The sequence below is a fragment of the Novosphingobium gossypii genome (genome assembly GCF_050433305.1).
GTDB classification, from domain to species: domain Bacteria; phylum Pseudomonadota; class Alphaproteobacteria; order Sphingomonadales; family Sphingomonadaceae; genus Novosphingobium; species Novosphingobium gossypii.
In genome coordinates this window covers 388,313-403,093 of the sequence record NZ_JBNPXM010000002.1, presented here as the reverse complement: position 1 = coordinate 403,093, position 14,781 = coordinate 388,313, and the positions used below count along the sequence as shown (strand labels likewise).

Sequence of the window (14,781 nt, the reverse complement as noted above, 5' to 3'; positions counted from 1 at the left end):
CGATCTATGTCGCTCAGTTCGCGGCAAAATGGTGCGCGGCGTCGATCGCGGCCAGCGCCTGCGAGCGGTCAGCCGCTGCCGTCTGCGCCAGATGGTCGCCGATGGCGGGTGCCTTGTCCTCTACCAGTCGGGCAATCTGGTCGCCGCGGTTGCTACAGTCGCCGGGCAGGCTGCGAGTGAATTTTTCTTCACCGGGAAGCGCTGCAGCCAGTTCATGTCCGCCATCGGCAATCGCACGCTCCACCGACACGCGAGCAGTCATGATGCAGCGCTGGCTGCTGGTGCGCGTGGACGGCGCAATGCCGATCGTGCGGCTGCTGGTGGTGACTTTGGCGCGGTAATCGACTTTGTAGGTATTGCCACGATGGTCCACCTGCACCGAATGGACCGGCGAAACGGAAGCTACGGCAACGCCGGCAGTACCCATCAGCGCGGGCAGAGCAGCGGCAAGGGCGGCAGTGGGGGCGAGCAGCGTCATAACGTCTCCCTAAAAAGTTTGCCTATATTTTAGGCAGAATTGCACAATAATTATGCAAACCGAAGTAGGAAGCGCATGTTTCTCATTTGCATCCGTCATGTGAAAATCTATGCCCAATGGCGGGATCGCCGGCGCAATCCCAACCTGTGGCGTCGGGGGCCGTTACTGCGGCTTGCCCGAAGCGCCAGCGTTTGCCGGGCGCGTGGCGGCGGGAGCAGGTAGGTCGGCGGGAGCCACGGGCACTGCCACGGCGATTTCCACCCGGCGGTTTTTGGCCTGTCCTTCAGGATCCTCGGTCCCGTCGGGCTTGCGGTTGGGCACTGCCGGGCTTCCCTCGCCCATGGCGATGACGGTGATCCGGCCGGGCGCAACGCCCTTCTCGACAAGATAGTCGCGAACGGCCTCGGCGCGGCGGCGTGAGGCGGCCAGATTGTCCCTGTCGGAACCGCGCGAATCACTATGGCCGCGCAGGACGATCGGGCCGCCTGCCTGCAGGGTGGGACTGGCCAGCACGCCGTCGATCAGCGTTCTGGCTGCGGTATCGAAGGCAAGTCCCTTTGCGGGAAACTGCACGACGACGTCCAGCGGCTCCGGCGCCGGTGTTTCAGTAGGGGCAGGGCCGATATCCGGCCGGATGATCGACTTTTTGGAATCTGTCGCGGCCTCGTCCTCGGATGCCCCCGGACTGTCGTTATCGTTCCGGGCAGTGTCATCCGCCGCAGCGGGGGCGAATTGATCTGCAGCAGCAGAGGCCGATGCCTGCGGGTCAGCGTCCTGCCCGCAGGCTCCAAGCGCCAGAGCCGCAGCCAGAACAGCAATGCATGACAGACCGGACCGGCTCGGTATCGTCAGGGGGATCATGCCTCTCATGCATTGGCTTCCTTCTTTCGGGCGTTGCGGGGGGATTCAGGATCGCTGCCATGGCGCGACGGGCCATAGGACACGACGACGTCACCTGCCTGCGGCGTCGGGCGCGAGGCATGCGTGAAGAAGCGGATGCGTCCGTCCTTGCGCAGCACGAACAGCATGTCGGCTTCATCCGGCAAAGCGGCCTGCGCATCGCCGAAACCGAACTGTTCGCTGATGCGCGTCCTGCGGAATGTCCACCCGGCAGCCTCGCGCTCCATGATCTCCGCGACGCCGTGGCCGGATGCGAACATGGCGCGCCCGCGCAGAGCCTCGGGCAGGCTGCGATGGTCTTCGTCGTCGCCCGACCCGCCCAGTTGGTAGACCGAATCCCGGCCGATGTCCGGCGCGAACTCGCTGCAGACGAGGGCGTTGTATGCCTCGTTCTCCGTGGTGGAGACGAGCACCTGGAACTGGGTGAGGTCGAGCCGCTCCTCAGTCGATTCCGCCAGGATCTCGCCGTGATAAGTTGCGATGCCGAACTGGCGCACGGCGGCCAGTCGCTGCCAGCTGGTGTCCGCGATCATCACTGGCAGTTCCAGCGACTGCACCTGCCGCGCCAGCGATACGCTCCACGGCGTACTGCCCACGATCAGCAGCCCCTTCTGCGTCGCGCCCGTGACCTTCAGCCAGCGCGCCACGTAACGGATGCTGAACCCGTGCGCGATGATCGTGGCGACGACGACCGAGAAGGACAGCGTAACCAGAATTCCTCCGTCGCCATAGCCAAGCTGGTCCAGACGCAGCGCGAACAGCCCCGACACGGCGACCGCCACCACGCCGCGCGGCGCGATCCAGGCGATCAGCAGCCGCTCGTTCCAGGGAATCTTGCTGAACGCCAGGGACGCCAGAACCGTCGCAGGGCGCACCAGGAACAGCAGTGCAAGCAGGAACGCCAGGAACCGCCATTCGAAGTGTCGCAGCACATCGAAGTCGAGCGAGGCGGACAGCAGCACGAAGACGCCCGAGATCAACAGGACCGTCACGTTTTCCTTGAACGGGTGGATGTCGCGCAGGGAATCGAGCCGCATGTTGGCGATCGCCACGCCCATTACGGTAACGGCCAGCAGCCCGGTTTCCTGCTGGATCAGGTTGGACAGCACGAACGTGCCGATCACCGCAACCAGCAGCACGGGGGCCTTCAGGTATTCGGGCACATGGCCGCGCGGAAACGCCCAGGCGATGGCGCGGGCTACCCCATAGCCGATCAGCCCTGCAACGACGGCAGCCCCCAGCAGTGCCGAAACGACCGACAGCAGCGTGCCGCCTTCGTCAACGCGGCGCAGGTATTCATAGGTAATCACCGCACAGAGCGCCCCGAACGGATCGTTGACGATCGCTTCCCATTTCAGGATCGCCCGGGGGCGCGGCGCGACGTTGCTCTGCCGCAGCAGCGGAATCACCACCGTCGGCCCCGTCACCACCAGAATGCCGGCGAACAGGATCGCGACCGGCCAGACCAGACCCGCGACGTAATAGCAGGCCAGCGTGCCCAGCACCCAGCCAAGGGGGATGCCGATCACCATGAGCCGCGCCACGGCGCCTTCGGTCTTGCGCAGTTCCCGGAAGTTGAGGCTCAGCCCGCCTTCGAACAGGATCAGGGCTACCGCGACCGAGATCATCGGCTCCAGCAGCTTGCCGAACGTATGCTCGGGCACGATCAGTCCGGTGACCGGGCCGGCCAGAACGCCGGCGGCCAGCATGAGGGCGATGGCCGGCCAGCCGGTACGCCACGCGATCCACTGCGCGCCGATGCCGAGAATGCCGATCAGCGCGAAAACGAGGGCTTGTTGCTCCATATCGGGGGCATAACCGCCCAATCGCGGTAAGGTAACCGTCCGGATGGATTTTTGCACGGGTGGGGCATGTCGTCGAGTGAACCTGCGCCGCAGGGAAGGGGGCGGCGGTGCCTGCCGATCTGCCCGCGGCGTTAGAGGGCGGTTAACCAATCAAGTCTAACCCATGCCTCCGATAAGGGGCGCATCCTGCATGTTCGACGTACTGCATTGTATAAAAGACCAGCACGATTACCGGCTGGTGCTGTTGGCCGTGGTCATATGCATCGTCGCATCGATGGGCGCGGTGCTGCTGATCCGGCACGCGCGGCACCTGTCCGGGCACCAGACCGTGCGATGGGTAGCCGGCGCGGGCCTTGCCATCGGTTTCGGCATCTGGGCCACGCATTTCGTGGCGATGCTGGGGTACGATCCGGGCTTCGTGGCGGGTTACGACCTGCCGCTGACGGTGGTTTCGCTGATCGTCGCCATCACGGGAACGACCGCGGCGTTTTTCGTGTCGCTTGCATGGGTGAACCGAAAAGGCCTCGCAAGCAGCAGCCTGCTGTTCTGCACGGGCATCGCGGCGATGCACTACATAGGGATGTCCGCGCTGGAACTTCCCGCCCGGATGCACTGGAACGTCGAATACGTCGCTGCGTCGCTGGTTCTGGCAATCGTGCCGACTTACCCCGCGCTGGTGCTGGCGATGTTCGGGCGTTCGCTGCGTAGCGGCGTGGCCGCCGGGCTGCTGATGGCAACCGCCATCGTCCTGCTCCACTTCAGCGGGATGACCGCGCTGCGTCTGACCCCGGCAGTGATGGACCATGACGCCGCCATGCTGGTTTCGCCGCGCACCATGATCGTGCTGGTGACCGCCGGATCGCTGGGACTGCTGACAAGCTGCATCGCGCTGCTGGCCATGGCCCGCAAGGCGCGTCTGGCGCTCCAGGCCAGCGACCTTGAGATGCGCATCCTCGTGCGCGGGATCACCGACTGCGCGATCTACATGCTCGACCGGGACGCGCGGGTGGTGAACTGGAACGCCGGCGCGCAGCGGCTCAAGGGTTATGACGCGCGGGAGGCGATCGGCCTGCCGCTGGCGGCGTTCCACACCCCGGAAGACCGCGCCCGCAGCCTGCCTCAGCAGGCCGTGGCGCATGCCCTTGCCACCGGAAAGTTCAGCGGAGAGGGCTGGCGCATCCGCCGCGACGGCACCCGTTTCTGGGCGCACGTCACGATCGAGAAGGTCACGGCGGAGAACGGCGACCACATCGGTTTCGCCAAGATCACCCGCGACATGACCCGCTTCAAGGAAGACGAAGACCGCCTGCGCGAAATGGCCGGGCACCTAGATGCGGCGCTGGGCAACATGTATCAGGGCCTTTGCCTGTTCGATGCCGACCGACGGCTTGTGCTCGCCAACCCCCGCTTTTCGGAAATCTGGGGCCTTGATCCCGCAGAAGCGCCGCTCGGCAGGGAGCTTTCGGCAGTGATCGATCTGGTTCTGGGCGGGCAGGCCGTTTCCGGTCTGTCGCACGAAGCGCTGGATGCCCTGCGTCTGAAAATCGGCCAGATGTTCGAAGTATCGGGCGGCTCCCCCGTTGTCATCGACTGCGGTGACCGCATGGTTGTTTCGATGCTGAGCCGCGCCATGCCGGATGGCGGCAGGGTGGTCACGTTCGAGGACATCACCGAGCGCCGCCGCTCCGAAGCCCGGATCGCGCACATGGCAATGCACGACAGCCTGACCGGGCTGCCCAACCGCCCTGCATTCGCACACTGGATCGACGCCGAACTGGAACAGGCGCGTCATTTCGGCCATCAGCTGGCCGTGGTGATGATCGACCTTGACCGCTTCAAGGAGATCAACGACACCCGCGGACACGGCGCGGGAGACCTTGCCCTGCAACACCTGTCCCGTCGCCTGCTCGACGCGGCGGTGGACGGCGAAGTGGTCGCGCGGCTTGGCGGGGACGAATTCGCCGCCGCCAAGCGCTTTCGCGACAAGGCGGAACTGGCCGCCTTCCTTGACAGACTGCAGGCATGCTTCGCCACACCCGTCGGTCCGCAGGACAACGCGTTTCATCTGGGTGGCAGCCTTGGCGTGGCCGTCTTCCCGCACGACGGCGAATGGCGCGAACAGATCCTCAACAACGCCGACCTTGCGATGTACCGCGCCAAGGGCAACCTGGGCGAGCGCATCGCCTACTACGAGCCGGCGATGGACGAGCATGCCCGCGCCCGCCGCCAGATCGCCAACGACTTGCGGCAGGCGATCGACCGTGGCGAGCTGAGTCTGGTCTATCAGGCCCAGCATTCGCTCTCCACCGATGCGCTGAACGGCTACGAAGCCCTCCTGCGGTGGGATCATCCAACCCGGGGCGCCATCTCGCCCGTCGAATTCATCCCCATAGCCGAGGAAACCGGCGAGATCTTCCGCATCGGCGAATGGGTCATGCGCGAGGCCTGCCGCGAAGCGCGCAACTGGCCGGGTGGGTTGAAGGTAGCGGTCAACCTGTCGGCAGTCCAACTGCTCCAAGCCGATCTTGCCGACGTGGTCCGCGCCATCCTTGTGGAAACCGGACTCAGCCCTGCACGGCTGGAACTGGAGATCACCGAAACCGCGATCATTGCTGACAAGATCCGGGCGCTGCACCTGCTGCGCCAGATCAAGGCACTGGGCGTCAGCATCGCCATCGACGATTTCGGCACCGGCTATTCGTCGCTCGATACGCTGCATTCCTTCCCCTTCGACAAGATCAAGATCGACAAGTCGTTCGTGCTGAAATCGCAGCACAGCGTCGAAGCACGCGCCATCATCAAGGCGGTGCTGGCGCTGGGACGCAGCCTCAACATGCCGGTCCTTGCCGAGGGCGTCGAAACCTTGGCGCAGGCCGTACTGCTGAAGGAGCAGGGATGCGAGGAGGCGCAGGGTTACTATTTCGGACGCCCGGGCAGCGCGCCGGGCGTTCAGGAAATGCCTGCGATGGCAGTGGTCTGACGCCAACAGGGTCGACTCTTCCGCTCTGCCTCCGCTAGGCGCGTGGGCAAGGAGAATCCGCCATGGCCCAAGCCACCCGCGCCACCCGCTTTCTGGACACGGCGGGCGCCACCTTCACGATCCACGCCTATTCCTACGACCCGGAAGTGGATCGCATAGGCGCTGCCGCAGCACAGGCGCTGGGCGTCGATCCGGGACAGGTGTTCAAGACGCTGATGGTCGACGCAGACGGCAGGCCGGCATGCGTCATCGCACCGAGCGACGGAGAAATCTCCATGAAGAAGGCGGCCGCCGCCTTGGGCGTGAAAAGCGTGGCGATGATGAAGCCTGCCGATGCCGAACGGCTCACCGGCTATCGGATCGGTGGCATCAGCCCCTTCGGGCAGATGCGGCCGGTCCCCACGGTGATCGACGAGACAGCGCTGCTGTGGGACGAGATCTACCTGAACGGCGGGCAGCGGGGCCTGCAGGTCCGGCTGGCCGGAAGCACGGCGGCGGAATTGCTGCAGGCCGCAGTCGCGGATGTCGCGGCACCCTGAGCGCCGCCAGCGGCACTTTACCGGCGGGTAAAGTGCCGCAATCGATCTTCAACAAAACGCGAACGGACCGGGAAAGGGGATGCAGCCAACCAGCTAAACTTTCGCAAGCCGCGTGCCAGGTGAAGTGCCGCTGGCGGTAATAGCGACAGCGAGTGTCGAAAGGGGATTCACACGGGACTCCGCTTGTGCTTGATTCCCACTATGTTCCAGCCAGACCTCTTCATCGCCCAGGTTCCCGCGCCGAAGGATGCGCCGGCGGGCCTGCCTGACCCGCTGGACCTGCCGGGTATCCTGGCCCGACTGACCGACGTGTGCGAACGGCCGCGCTACAGCTTCATGGTGCTGAACCTGATCATCCAGGCCAGTGCAGGGACCGGGTCGGCGGGGCCCTACGTCTCTAGCAGCGGGCGCAGTGTTCCGGTGCGCGAATGGCTCTGTGCGGCGCTGGCACCGATGGCGCAGCGCGACCCCAGCCGCGCCAGGATCGCTGCTCGGGTACGACGCGATCTTGCCGCGGAGGGCAAGCTGCCCCGCAATCCGGAAGATGCGGACAGGATAGTGGAAGATCACGTATGCCGACGCGTCCGCGCTTCAGGCCTTACCAATGTGAGCCGGGCGGTGTCGGAACTGGTGCGTGCCGGGCTGGTGCGGCGGCATTATCGGGGGTATCGGGTGGACCATGAGAACCGCGGCGCACAACGGCAGGCGGTCTACACGGTGACTGAGGAAACCCTGCAGGCCCTCGGCATGAACTGACGGTATTTGTACAGGCAAGGGGGCGACGCTTTCGGTGAACCGAAAGCGTCGCCGTGCACCGTCAGCCGTTCAGCTTGTCCTTCACGGCCTTGGCAGCCGCGAACGAAAGCTTACGCGAAGCCTTGATGGTCATCGTCTCGCCGGTGGCGGGATTGCGACCTTCACGCTCCGGGCTGTCCTTGACCTTGAACTTGCCGAAGCCGTTGAGCGAGATTTCCTCACCCTTGCTGGCGGCGTCACCTATCGCGTCGAACACCGAGTCCACGATCTTGCGGGCATCGGTCTTGGCGATACCGTGAGCCGAGGCGATGACGTCTGCGAGGTCGCTGTTATTCATTTGAGTTCGTCCTGTCGACTTGTGTGTGCTTGTGGGCATGCAGGACTAGCGAGTTTCCAAGCCGACGTCACGACCCGTTCGATGATTTTGGAACATAATGATTTGAAGGCGCTGCGGTCGTTCAGGAGTGCATCGCCGGGCTGGCGCGCCTGCGTGAATTGATGACAATTGCGCCTTCAAATCTTGGCTGCCTATGCAAACGGAGGGTCTGCCAAAGCTCACAACCATTAAAATCGATAATCAATGTTATGTTAAACTTTTAGTCGTCGACAATGGCGTGACGAGTAAGGCTGATCTCCTGGCGACCGAGTTCACAATTTCCGCGCTTGATCTGGAGCCTCTTTGTGGCCTTTCGGCCGGTTGGTTTGACCGGGATACTGCGGAGGTAGTCTCCCTCAAGAGACGTGTTGACAGCCCATCGCGCGATCCATTCGACAGCGGCGAGGTAATTCCCTTCCCCTTTCGACGGTAAGGCTCGCTCGGTTAGTCACGTACCTCGGGTATCACGGAGGGCGATGCCCGCCAGCGCAGGTCGTGCAATCGAGCACGCCCTGCCGGGCTGAAAAGGCGTAGACCACAGCTGGCGCTTTCCCGCGAAAAGAGCGAGCAAGATGCGAAAAGTCGCCGTAAACGGCGGTATATGACGCTCTAGGTTTTGGACCCTCTCGTTCCCCTCGATATGGACCACCATTCCTACGCCGAACACTCGATGCATGACGCGAGTGTTCAGTGTGACAGCGCCATCCGGTGTCGCAGTATCGGACACGCGGCCCGGTACGGGAGTAGGCGCGACAAAAGCACGAGGTTCTGGACGCGGTCGCTCCCGGGGTTCACCGAGACTTTCCCAGAAATTGCTGCTTCACCTGGAGTTGGCTTGGCTTCGAAGGACTTCGGGATTGCCAAGCCGTCGCCGCCGGTCGTGAGATAGTCTCGCAGCGCGTGCAAGGCCAGCCTGCGAAGGCTTTCGGGCAAGGTGCCGGGCGCCTGAACGCACCACCAGACGCTATGAGAGATGGCCGCTCGACTGCCCAACGACGAGGGTGAGCGCCGGTGGCGCGTATGAAACCAGAGGGCGCTTCTCCACGATGTTGATCAGGTTCCGGGTCGCCATCTCGGCTATCTGATTGAACGGCCGCCAGACGGTCGTCAGGGACGGCGTCAGCAGTTCGGCAAGCTGGCTGCCATCGAAACCGACCACGGACAAGGCGGATGGCACGGCGATGCCTTCTTCGGAAGCGACCTTGAGGACGCCGGCAGCCATGATGTCGTTCGCAGCGAAGATGGCGGTCGGCCGCTCGGCGAGAGACAGGAGGCGGCGTGCGGCGACGACGCCGGAAGCGAGGCCGTAATCACCGTCCATCTCGGCCAGCAGATCCACTCCGCACTGCCGCAGTGCTTCGGAAAAGCCCCTGCGCCTTTCCCGTGCCGAGATCATGGATTGAGGGCCATTGATCATCGCTATCCGCCGATGGCCCAGGTTCAGCAAATACCTGGCGACTTCACTCGCGGCATCGGCCTCAAGTGACAGCATGATTTCGTCATACCCGGCGATCGGCACCGCCGACACCGCCACTGCCGGTATCTGATTCGATCGCAGGACGTCCGGTAATCCGTCGATACCGGATACCGGCGGAAGAATGACGAGCCCATCGACGCGCGAACGCTTGGCGAAAGCCAGCACATCCCCAATCGCGCTTTCCTCCTCGAAGGAAGTCGAATGGGAAATGACTTCGTAGCCGCGCTGGTTCGCTTCGGAGCCAACCCCCTGCTGCACCGAATTGAGCACCAGTGCGTTGCGGTCATTATGGACGATGCCGATGAGGAAGGAACGTCCGCGAGCAAGTCCGCGCGCACTCAGGCTGGGGCGAAAATTGAGCGTTTCGATCGCGCGGTGGACACGTACCCGCGTATCGTCGCTCACGCGCGGCAGATTGTTGATGACACGCGATACCGTCCGTATGGAAACGCCGGAAATTCTTGCGACGTCCGATATGGTGGCCTGGTTTCCGTCAATCAGCGGCGCTGTGTCTTTCATCCCTGCATCTTCTATCCGACGCCAGACGCGAAGTCACGCATGTGTCACGGACAGACGCTTGACGAAGAACTCAAAGAGCGTTAGCGAATCACACCTAATGATAGCGCTATCGAAAAGGCGCTGCCAAATGCTGTTCGGTGGCACGTAAGTGCTTCACGCAACATCTGTTTGAGAAGGGGAGGATATATGTCGATTCATGTGGCAGGTTCCGTGCGCGCGCAGCTCCTGATAGGTGCCGCGCTTATTTTTTGCCCGTTTGCGCCAGCGCTGGCGCAAACGGCAGCCAGTTCCTCAACGGCCGATCAAGGCGCTGCATCGAGCGACCAATCCGCAGCGCAGGAAAACACCGCTGCGGACATTGTCGTCACAGGCTCGCGCATCGCGCGCAACGGCTTCGACGCATCAACCCCGGTCAACGTGGTAGACTCCACCGCGGTCAAGCTGTCAGGCAACGTCAATATCGAGAAGACGTTAGCGCAATTGCCGCAGGTCGTAGGTTCGCAGTTCGGCAGCGCTACCTCGAACACCGTTCCAGGGGGCTTTGCGGACGTCAATCTTCGCGGCTTCGGATCGACCCGCAACCTCGTGCTCGTCAACGGCCGGCGTTATGCGATCTACGGTCCTGAACAGGTCACCGACCTCAACACGATCCCGTCCAGCCTGATCGCAAGGACCGAAATCGTTACCGGCGGATCGTCGGCGGTCTACGGGTCCGACGCGATTACCGGCGTCGTCAACTTCATCATGCGTGACGATTTCGAAGGCGTCGAAGGACGGGCCCAGGTCAACCTCGACCGGCCTACCGGAACCCCGGTATACAACGTCGATCTGACCATGGGCGGGAACTTTGCGGACGGGCGTGGCAACCTGGTGGTGTCGGGCAACTACCTCAAGCGTGGCGCGATCACCCGTGGTCAGCGCGGCAGCTTTGCCTACGATTCGCTCAACGACGGATGCATCGTGCCCGGAAGCGGCGGCAGTGACCGGGCCGGAACGCCCTTCAGCCCCGCGGCAGGTCAGGGGTGCGTTGCAGGCGGCGGCGAACTCGGCTTCGTTGCGGGCGGCAGCGGTGACATTCCGAACGGTCGCTTCTCCGGCATACCCGCCTTCGGCGGCCCTAACGCAGCGCTAAACGCCGCCTATGCCAATGCCGGTCTTTCGGCGCTGACCTCACGCGGCTTCACCTTCAACGATGCCGGAACGGCGGCCCGCCCGCAGATCACGCCCACAGACGACTTCAACCTTGGCCCGGACAATTACCTCATCCAGCCGCAGAAACGCTGGATGATCAACAGCTTCGGCCATTACGACTTCACGAACGACATCACCGGCTACATGGAGCTGCACTACAGCAGCAACGTCGTCAACGCGCGGCTCGCGCCCACCAATGTCGGCTCTCCGACGCTGTTCAACGTCAACAATCCCTATCTGACGCCGCAACTGCAGGAAGTTCTGCGGCAGCTCGACCTTGCCGAAACCGGGACCACGACCGTCACCAGCGGAACCACGTCCGCACGGACCACGCCGGGAGACGGCCTTGCCGTGGTGACTGCCGGTCGCCGCTACAGCGAAGTGGGCGCACGTCTTGCAAGCGAAAGGCGCAACGTCTTCCGCGGGGCCTGGGGGGTTAAAGGCAACATCGGCAGCCTGTCGGAAAACGTCCTGACTGACCTTAAATTCGATGCCTACTACACGTATGCACGCAGCGAAGACACGCTCCTGCTGCAGAACGCGATCTCCCGCAGCCGCCTGCAGGCAGCCCTGCTCTCGGTCAACGGCGCAGCTCCGGTCTGCAATATCTTCGGCCAGAACATCGACGAGGCATGCGCCAGCGCCATCCGCATCAGCGCCACCAATTCGACCATCGCGACGCAGCAGGTCGCGCAGGCCAGCATCACCGGCAACCTGTTCGAATTGCCGGCTGGACCGGTGGGCTTCTCAACCGGTGTCGAATGGCGCAAGACGAGCGCCACTTTCACGCCGGACTCCTTCCTGGCTTCTGGCGATGTCGCGGGGTTCAATCCCGGTCTGCCGACGCGGGGCGGCGTTTCGGTGAAGGAAGTCTTCGGCGAACTGCGCGTGCCGCTGATCCACGACACCCCCTTCGTCGACAGCCTGGTCGCGAACGCGGCGTTCCGCTTTTCGGACTACAGCCTGTCCGGCATCGGCGGGCAGTGGACCTATCTTGGCGGGCTGGACTGGCGCGTCAGCCGTGACATCGCGTTCCGGGGGCAGTACCAGCGAGCCATTCGTGCGCCGAACGTCAACGAACTGTATGGCGGCGTGACCCGCGTCGTCGGCGTGGCGACCGATCCGTGTTCTTCGCGTGGGTCCGCAGCCGACCGCAACGATGCAGTGCGTGCAGTCTGCATCGCCACCGGCGTGCCCGCAGGTGCGGTCTTCACCGATGGCGTTCAGCCCAACAACATCATCCCGGCAGACTTCGGCGGGAATACCAACCTTGGGGCGGAGAAGTCCGACACGTTCACCGTCGGCGCGGTGCTGACGCCCGGCGCCATACCGCGCCTGTTCGTCAGCATCGATTACTTCAACATCTCGCTGGATGGCGCGATTTCGTCGCTGGGAGGGGGCCTGCAAAACACGCTCAATCTTTGCTATTCGGTTATCCAGGATGCAAACAGCGAGTTCTGCCGCGCCATCACCCGCAACCCGAACACGGGCGAGATCAACGATCCCTTCGTGGCGCAGATCCGCAACGCCAACACGGGCAAGCTGAAGACGGCGGGCATCGACTTTGCTATCCGCTACTCTTTCGATACCAACTTCGGCTTACCGGGCATCGGCGGCAACAGCAGCTTCGATGTCAGCAGCAACGTGACGTATCTGGACGAGTTCACCTCCACTCCCGTCGCCGCACTGCCTGAAATCCGCAACGAGTGTGCAGGTGCCTACGGGCCCACTTGCGGCCAGCCGCTGCCCCGCTGGCGCGCGACGTCGCGGGTCACGTGGAATATCGAGGATCTCAGCCTCAGCCTTCGCCATCGCTATATCGGCAAGGTGACGACCGACCGATACGTGGTTCCCGACCGGCGTGGCGCGGCCAATGCCCCGGCGCTGGACAGCTTCGCCTACCCGGTGCTGAAAGCGCAGAACTACTTCGATCTGTCGTTCAACTACACCCTGCGCGAAGGCATGGAAATTTTCGGCGGCGCCAATAACGTGCTCAACAACAAGCCACCGGTCACCACGCAGGGGCCGAACGCCAACACCTTCTCGGCAACCTACGATGTGCTGGGCACCGAGTTCTTCCTCGGCGCGTCGATGAAGTTCTGAGTTGGGCCCGGGGGCGGCCTCACAATGGGTCCGCCCCCTTTGCGGCGAGAGGAGAGGATGACAATGGCCGTGGACAGGCGGACTTTCGTAAGGGCCGGAGCCTTCGCAGGTGCAACGGGATTGCTGCTCGGCACGGCATGTGCAAGCGGCAGGGATCTGGCGGTCGCTGCCGGGCAGATCACCGGAATCGTCGACGTGCGACAGTTCGGCGCCCGGGGTGACGGGATCGCGATCGACACCGGTGCCATCAACAAGGCGATCGATCATGTGGCGCAGAAGGGCGGCGGCACCGTGTATTTTCCCGCCGGGAACTACGCCAGCTACACCATCCGCATGAAAAGCCGCGTCACGCTGCTCCTTGCAGAAGGCGCCACCCTGCTTGCGGCCGCGCCCACGGACACGCAGGGCTACGATCATGCCGAGCCGATCGGCGAATGGGGTGCCTATCAGGACTTCGGCCATAGTCACTGGCGCAACAGCCTGATCTGGGGCGAAGGCGTGAACGACATCGCGATCCTGGGCCCCGGCCTCATCTGGGGCAAGGGCCTGGGGCGTGGCGACGGCAAGGACAACTGGCTGAAGGACCCCACGGGCCCCGGCACCGGCAACAAGGCGATCGCGCTCAAGAACTGCCGCAATGTCCTGCTGCGCGACATCAAGATACTGGAGGGCGGGTGGTTCGCGCTGCTGGCCACCGGGGTGGACAACCTGACCATCGACAACGTGCTGGTCGACACCAACCGCGATGGATTCGACATCGACTGCTGCCGCAACGTGCGGGTCAGCAACTGCACGGTCAACTCGCCATGGGACGACGGCATCTGTCCCAAGAGCAGTTACGCGCTGGGCCATCCGCGGATCACGGAGAACCTGACGATCTCCGACTGCTTCGTGACCGGCAATTACGAAGTGGGATCGGTGCTGGACGGAACCTGGCGCAAGATGCCGCCGTCGTTCGCGCCCCGGATCCATGGGCGGATCAAGTTCGGCACGGAATCGAACGGCGGATTCCGAAACATCACCATCACCAACTGCATCTTCGAGGACAGCCGCGGTCTGGCCTTCGAGACGGTTGACGGTGCGGTGGTGGAAGACGTCACCGTCAGCAACATCACCATGCGCGGCATTGTCGATGCACCACTTTTCCTCCGGCTGGGCAAGCGCATGCGCGGGCCGGCGGGCGTACCGATCGGGACGATGAAACGTATTCTTATCCAGAATGTGGCAAGTTCCAACGCCACGCTTCTGCCCTCCGTCATCGCCGGGCTTGCCGATCATCCGATAGAGGACATCTCAATCGCGGATTGCCACTTCCACCATGTCGGCGGTGCGCCGGCGGCTATGGCCCGCGTGCGGCCACCGGAGGCGGAACTGGCCTATCCCGAAGCGACGATGTTCGGCGACCTGCCCGCAACCGGGTTCTTCGTCCGCCATGCGCGCAACATCCGCTTCAGCAACGTCGAAGTCGCCGTGGCCCAGCCTGATCCGCGCCCCGCATTCCGTCTGGAGGATGTGCAGGACGCAGACTTCGTCGGATTGCGCGCGCCCAAGGGCAAGACATGGTCGCTCGACGGGGTAACGGGCTTTCGCAGCAGCGGAGCGCGGTGGATCGAGGATCGCAGGATCGACGGGCGGGTGTCGGGTGATTTCTAGGCCG

10 protein-coding genes are annotated in these 14,781 nt (G+C 63.6%); 5 read left to right on the top strand and 5 right to left on the bottom strand.

Annotated features, from left to right (window positions below; all coding sequences use genetic code 11):
- Window positions 1–13 precede the first annotated feature (13 nt).
- From GGR40_RS07285 to GGR40_RS07275, 3 genes are all read right to left on the bottom strand, one after another.
- Window positions 14–478 (bottom strand): hypothetical protein, encoded by a 465-nt coding sequence (locus GGR40_RS07285; protein WP_429275546.1) that lies wholly within the window; start codon window positions 476–478, stop codon window positions 14–16.
- Window positions 479–640: 162 nt separating this feature from the next.
- Entirely contained in the window at window positions 641–1,348 is a 708-nt protein-coding gene (locus GGR40_RS07280) for an OmpA family protein (protein WP_429275545.1), read from the bottom strand.
- Window positions 1,345–3,183 (bottom strand): cation:proton antiporter, encoded by a 1,839-nt coding sequence (locus GGR40_RS07275; protein WP_429275544.1) that lies wholly within the window; start codon window positions 3,181–3,183, stop codon window positions 1,345–1,347. Before GGR40_RS07275 ends, GGR40_RS07280 begins: the two co-directional genes overlap by 4 nt.
- A 190-nt stretch (window positions 3,184–3,373) precedes the next feature.
- On the opposite strand from GGR40_RS07275, the gene GGR40_RS07270 reads away from it, so the two are divergent.
- The 3 genes from GGR40_RS07270 (at window position 3,374) to GGR40_RS07260 (ending at window position 7,458) form a co-directional block, all read left to right on the top strand.
- On the top strand, window positions 3,374–6,163 hold the full coding sequence (locus GGR40_RS07270) for a bifunctional diguanylate cyclase/phosphodiesterase (RefSeq protein WP_429275543.1): 2,790 nt from the start codon (window positions 3,374–3,376) through the stop codon (window positions 6,161–6,163).
- 62 nt (window positions 6,164–6,225) lie between these two features.
- Window positions 6,226–6,702: a Cys-tRNA(Pro) deacylase gene (ybaK, locus tag GGR40_RS07265; RefSeq protein ID WP_429275542.1), complete on the top strand. Its 477-nt coding sequence runs from the start codon at window positions 6,226–6,228 to the stop codon at window positions 6,700–6,702.
- A 201-nt stretch (window positions 6,703–6,903) separates the two neighbouring features.
- On the top strand, window positions 6,904–7,458 hold the full coding sequence (locus tag GGR40_RS07260; protein WP_429275541.1) for a hypothetical protein: 555 nt from the start codon (window positions 6,904–6,906) through the stop codon (window positions 7,456–7,458).
- A 61-nt stretch (window positions 7,459–7,519) separates the two neighbouring features.
- Here GGR40_RS07260 and GGR40_RS07255 read toward each other — a convergent pair whose 3' ends face one another.
- On the bottom strand, window positions 7,520–7,795 hold the full coding sequence (locus GGR40_RS07255) for an HU family DNA-binding protein (protein WP_429275540.1): 276 nt from the start codon (window positions 7,793–7,795) through the stop codon (window positions 7,520–7,522).
- A gap of 1,003 nt (window positions 7,796–8,798) precedes the next feature.
- The gene (locus GGR40_RS07250) at window positions 8,799–9,830 is read right to left on the bottom strand and encodes a LacI family DNA-binding transcriptional regulator (RefSeq protein WP_429275539.1); all 1,032 of its coding nucleotides are present in this window, start codon (window positions 9,828–9,830) and stop codon (window positions 8,799–8,801) included.
- 186 nt (window positions 9,831–10,016) lie between these two features.
- On the opposite strand from GGR40_RS07250, the gene GGR40_RS07245 reads away from it, so the two are divergent.
- Window positions 10,017–13,124, top strand: coding sequence for a TonB-dependent receptor domain-containing protein (locus GGR40_RS07245; RefSeq protein ID WP_429275538.1), 3,108 nt, complete (start codon window positions 10,017–10,019; stop codon window positions 13,122–13,124).
- Between the two features lie 63 nt (window positions 13,125–13,187).
- Complete coding sequence (locus GGR40_RS07240; protein ID WP_429275537.1) at window positions 13,188–14,777, top strand: rhamnogalacturonidase; 1,590 nt, start codon at window positions 13,188–13,190, stop codon at window positions 14,775–14,777.
- Window positions 14,778–14,781: the final 4 nt, after the last annotated feature.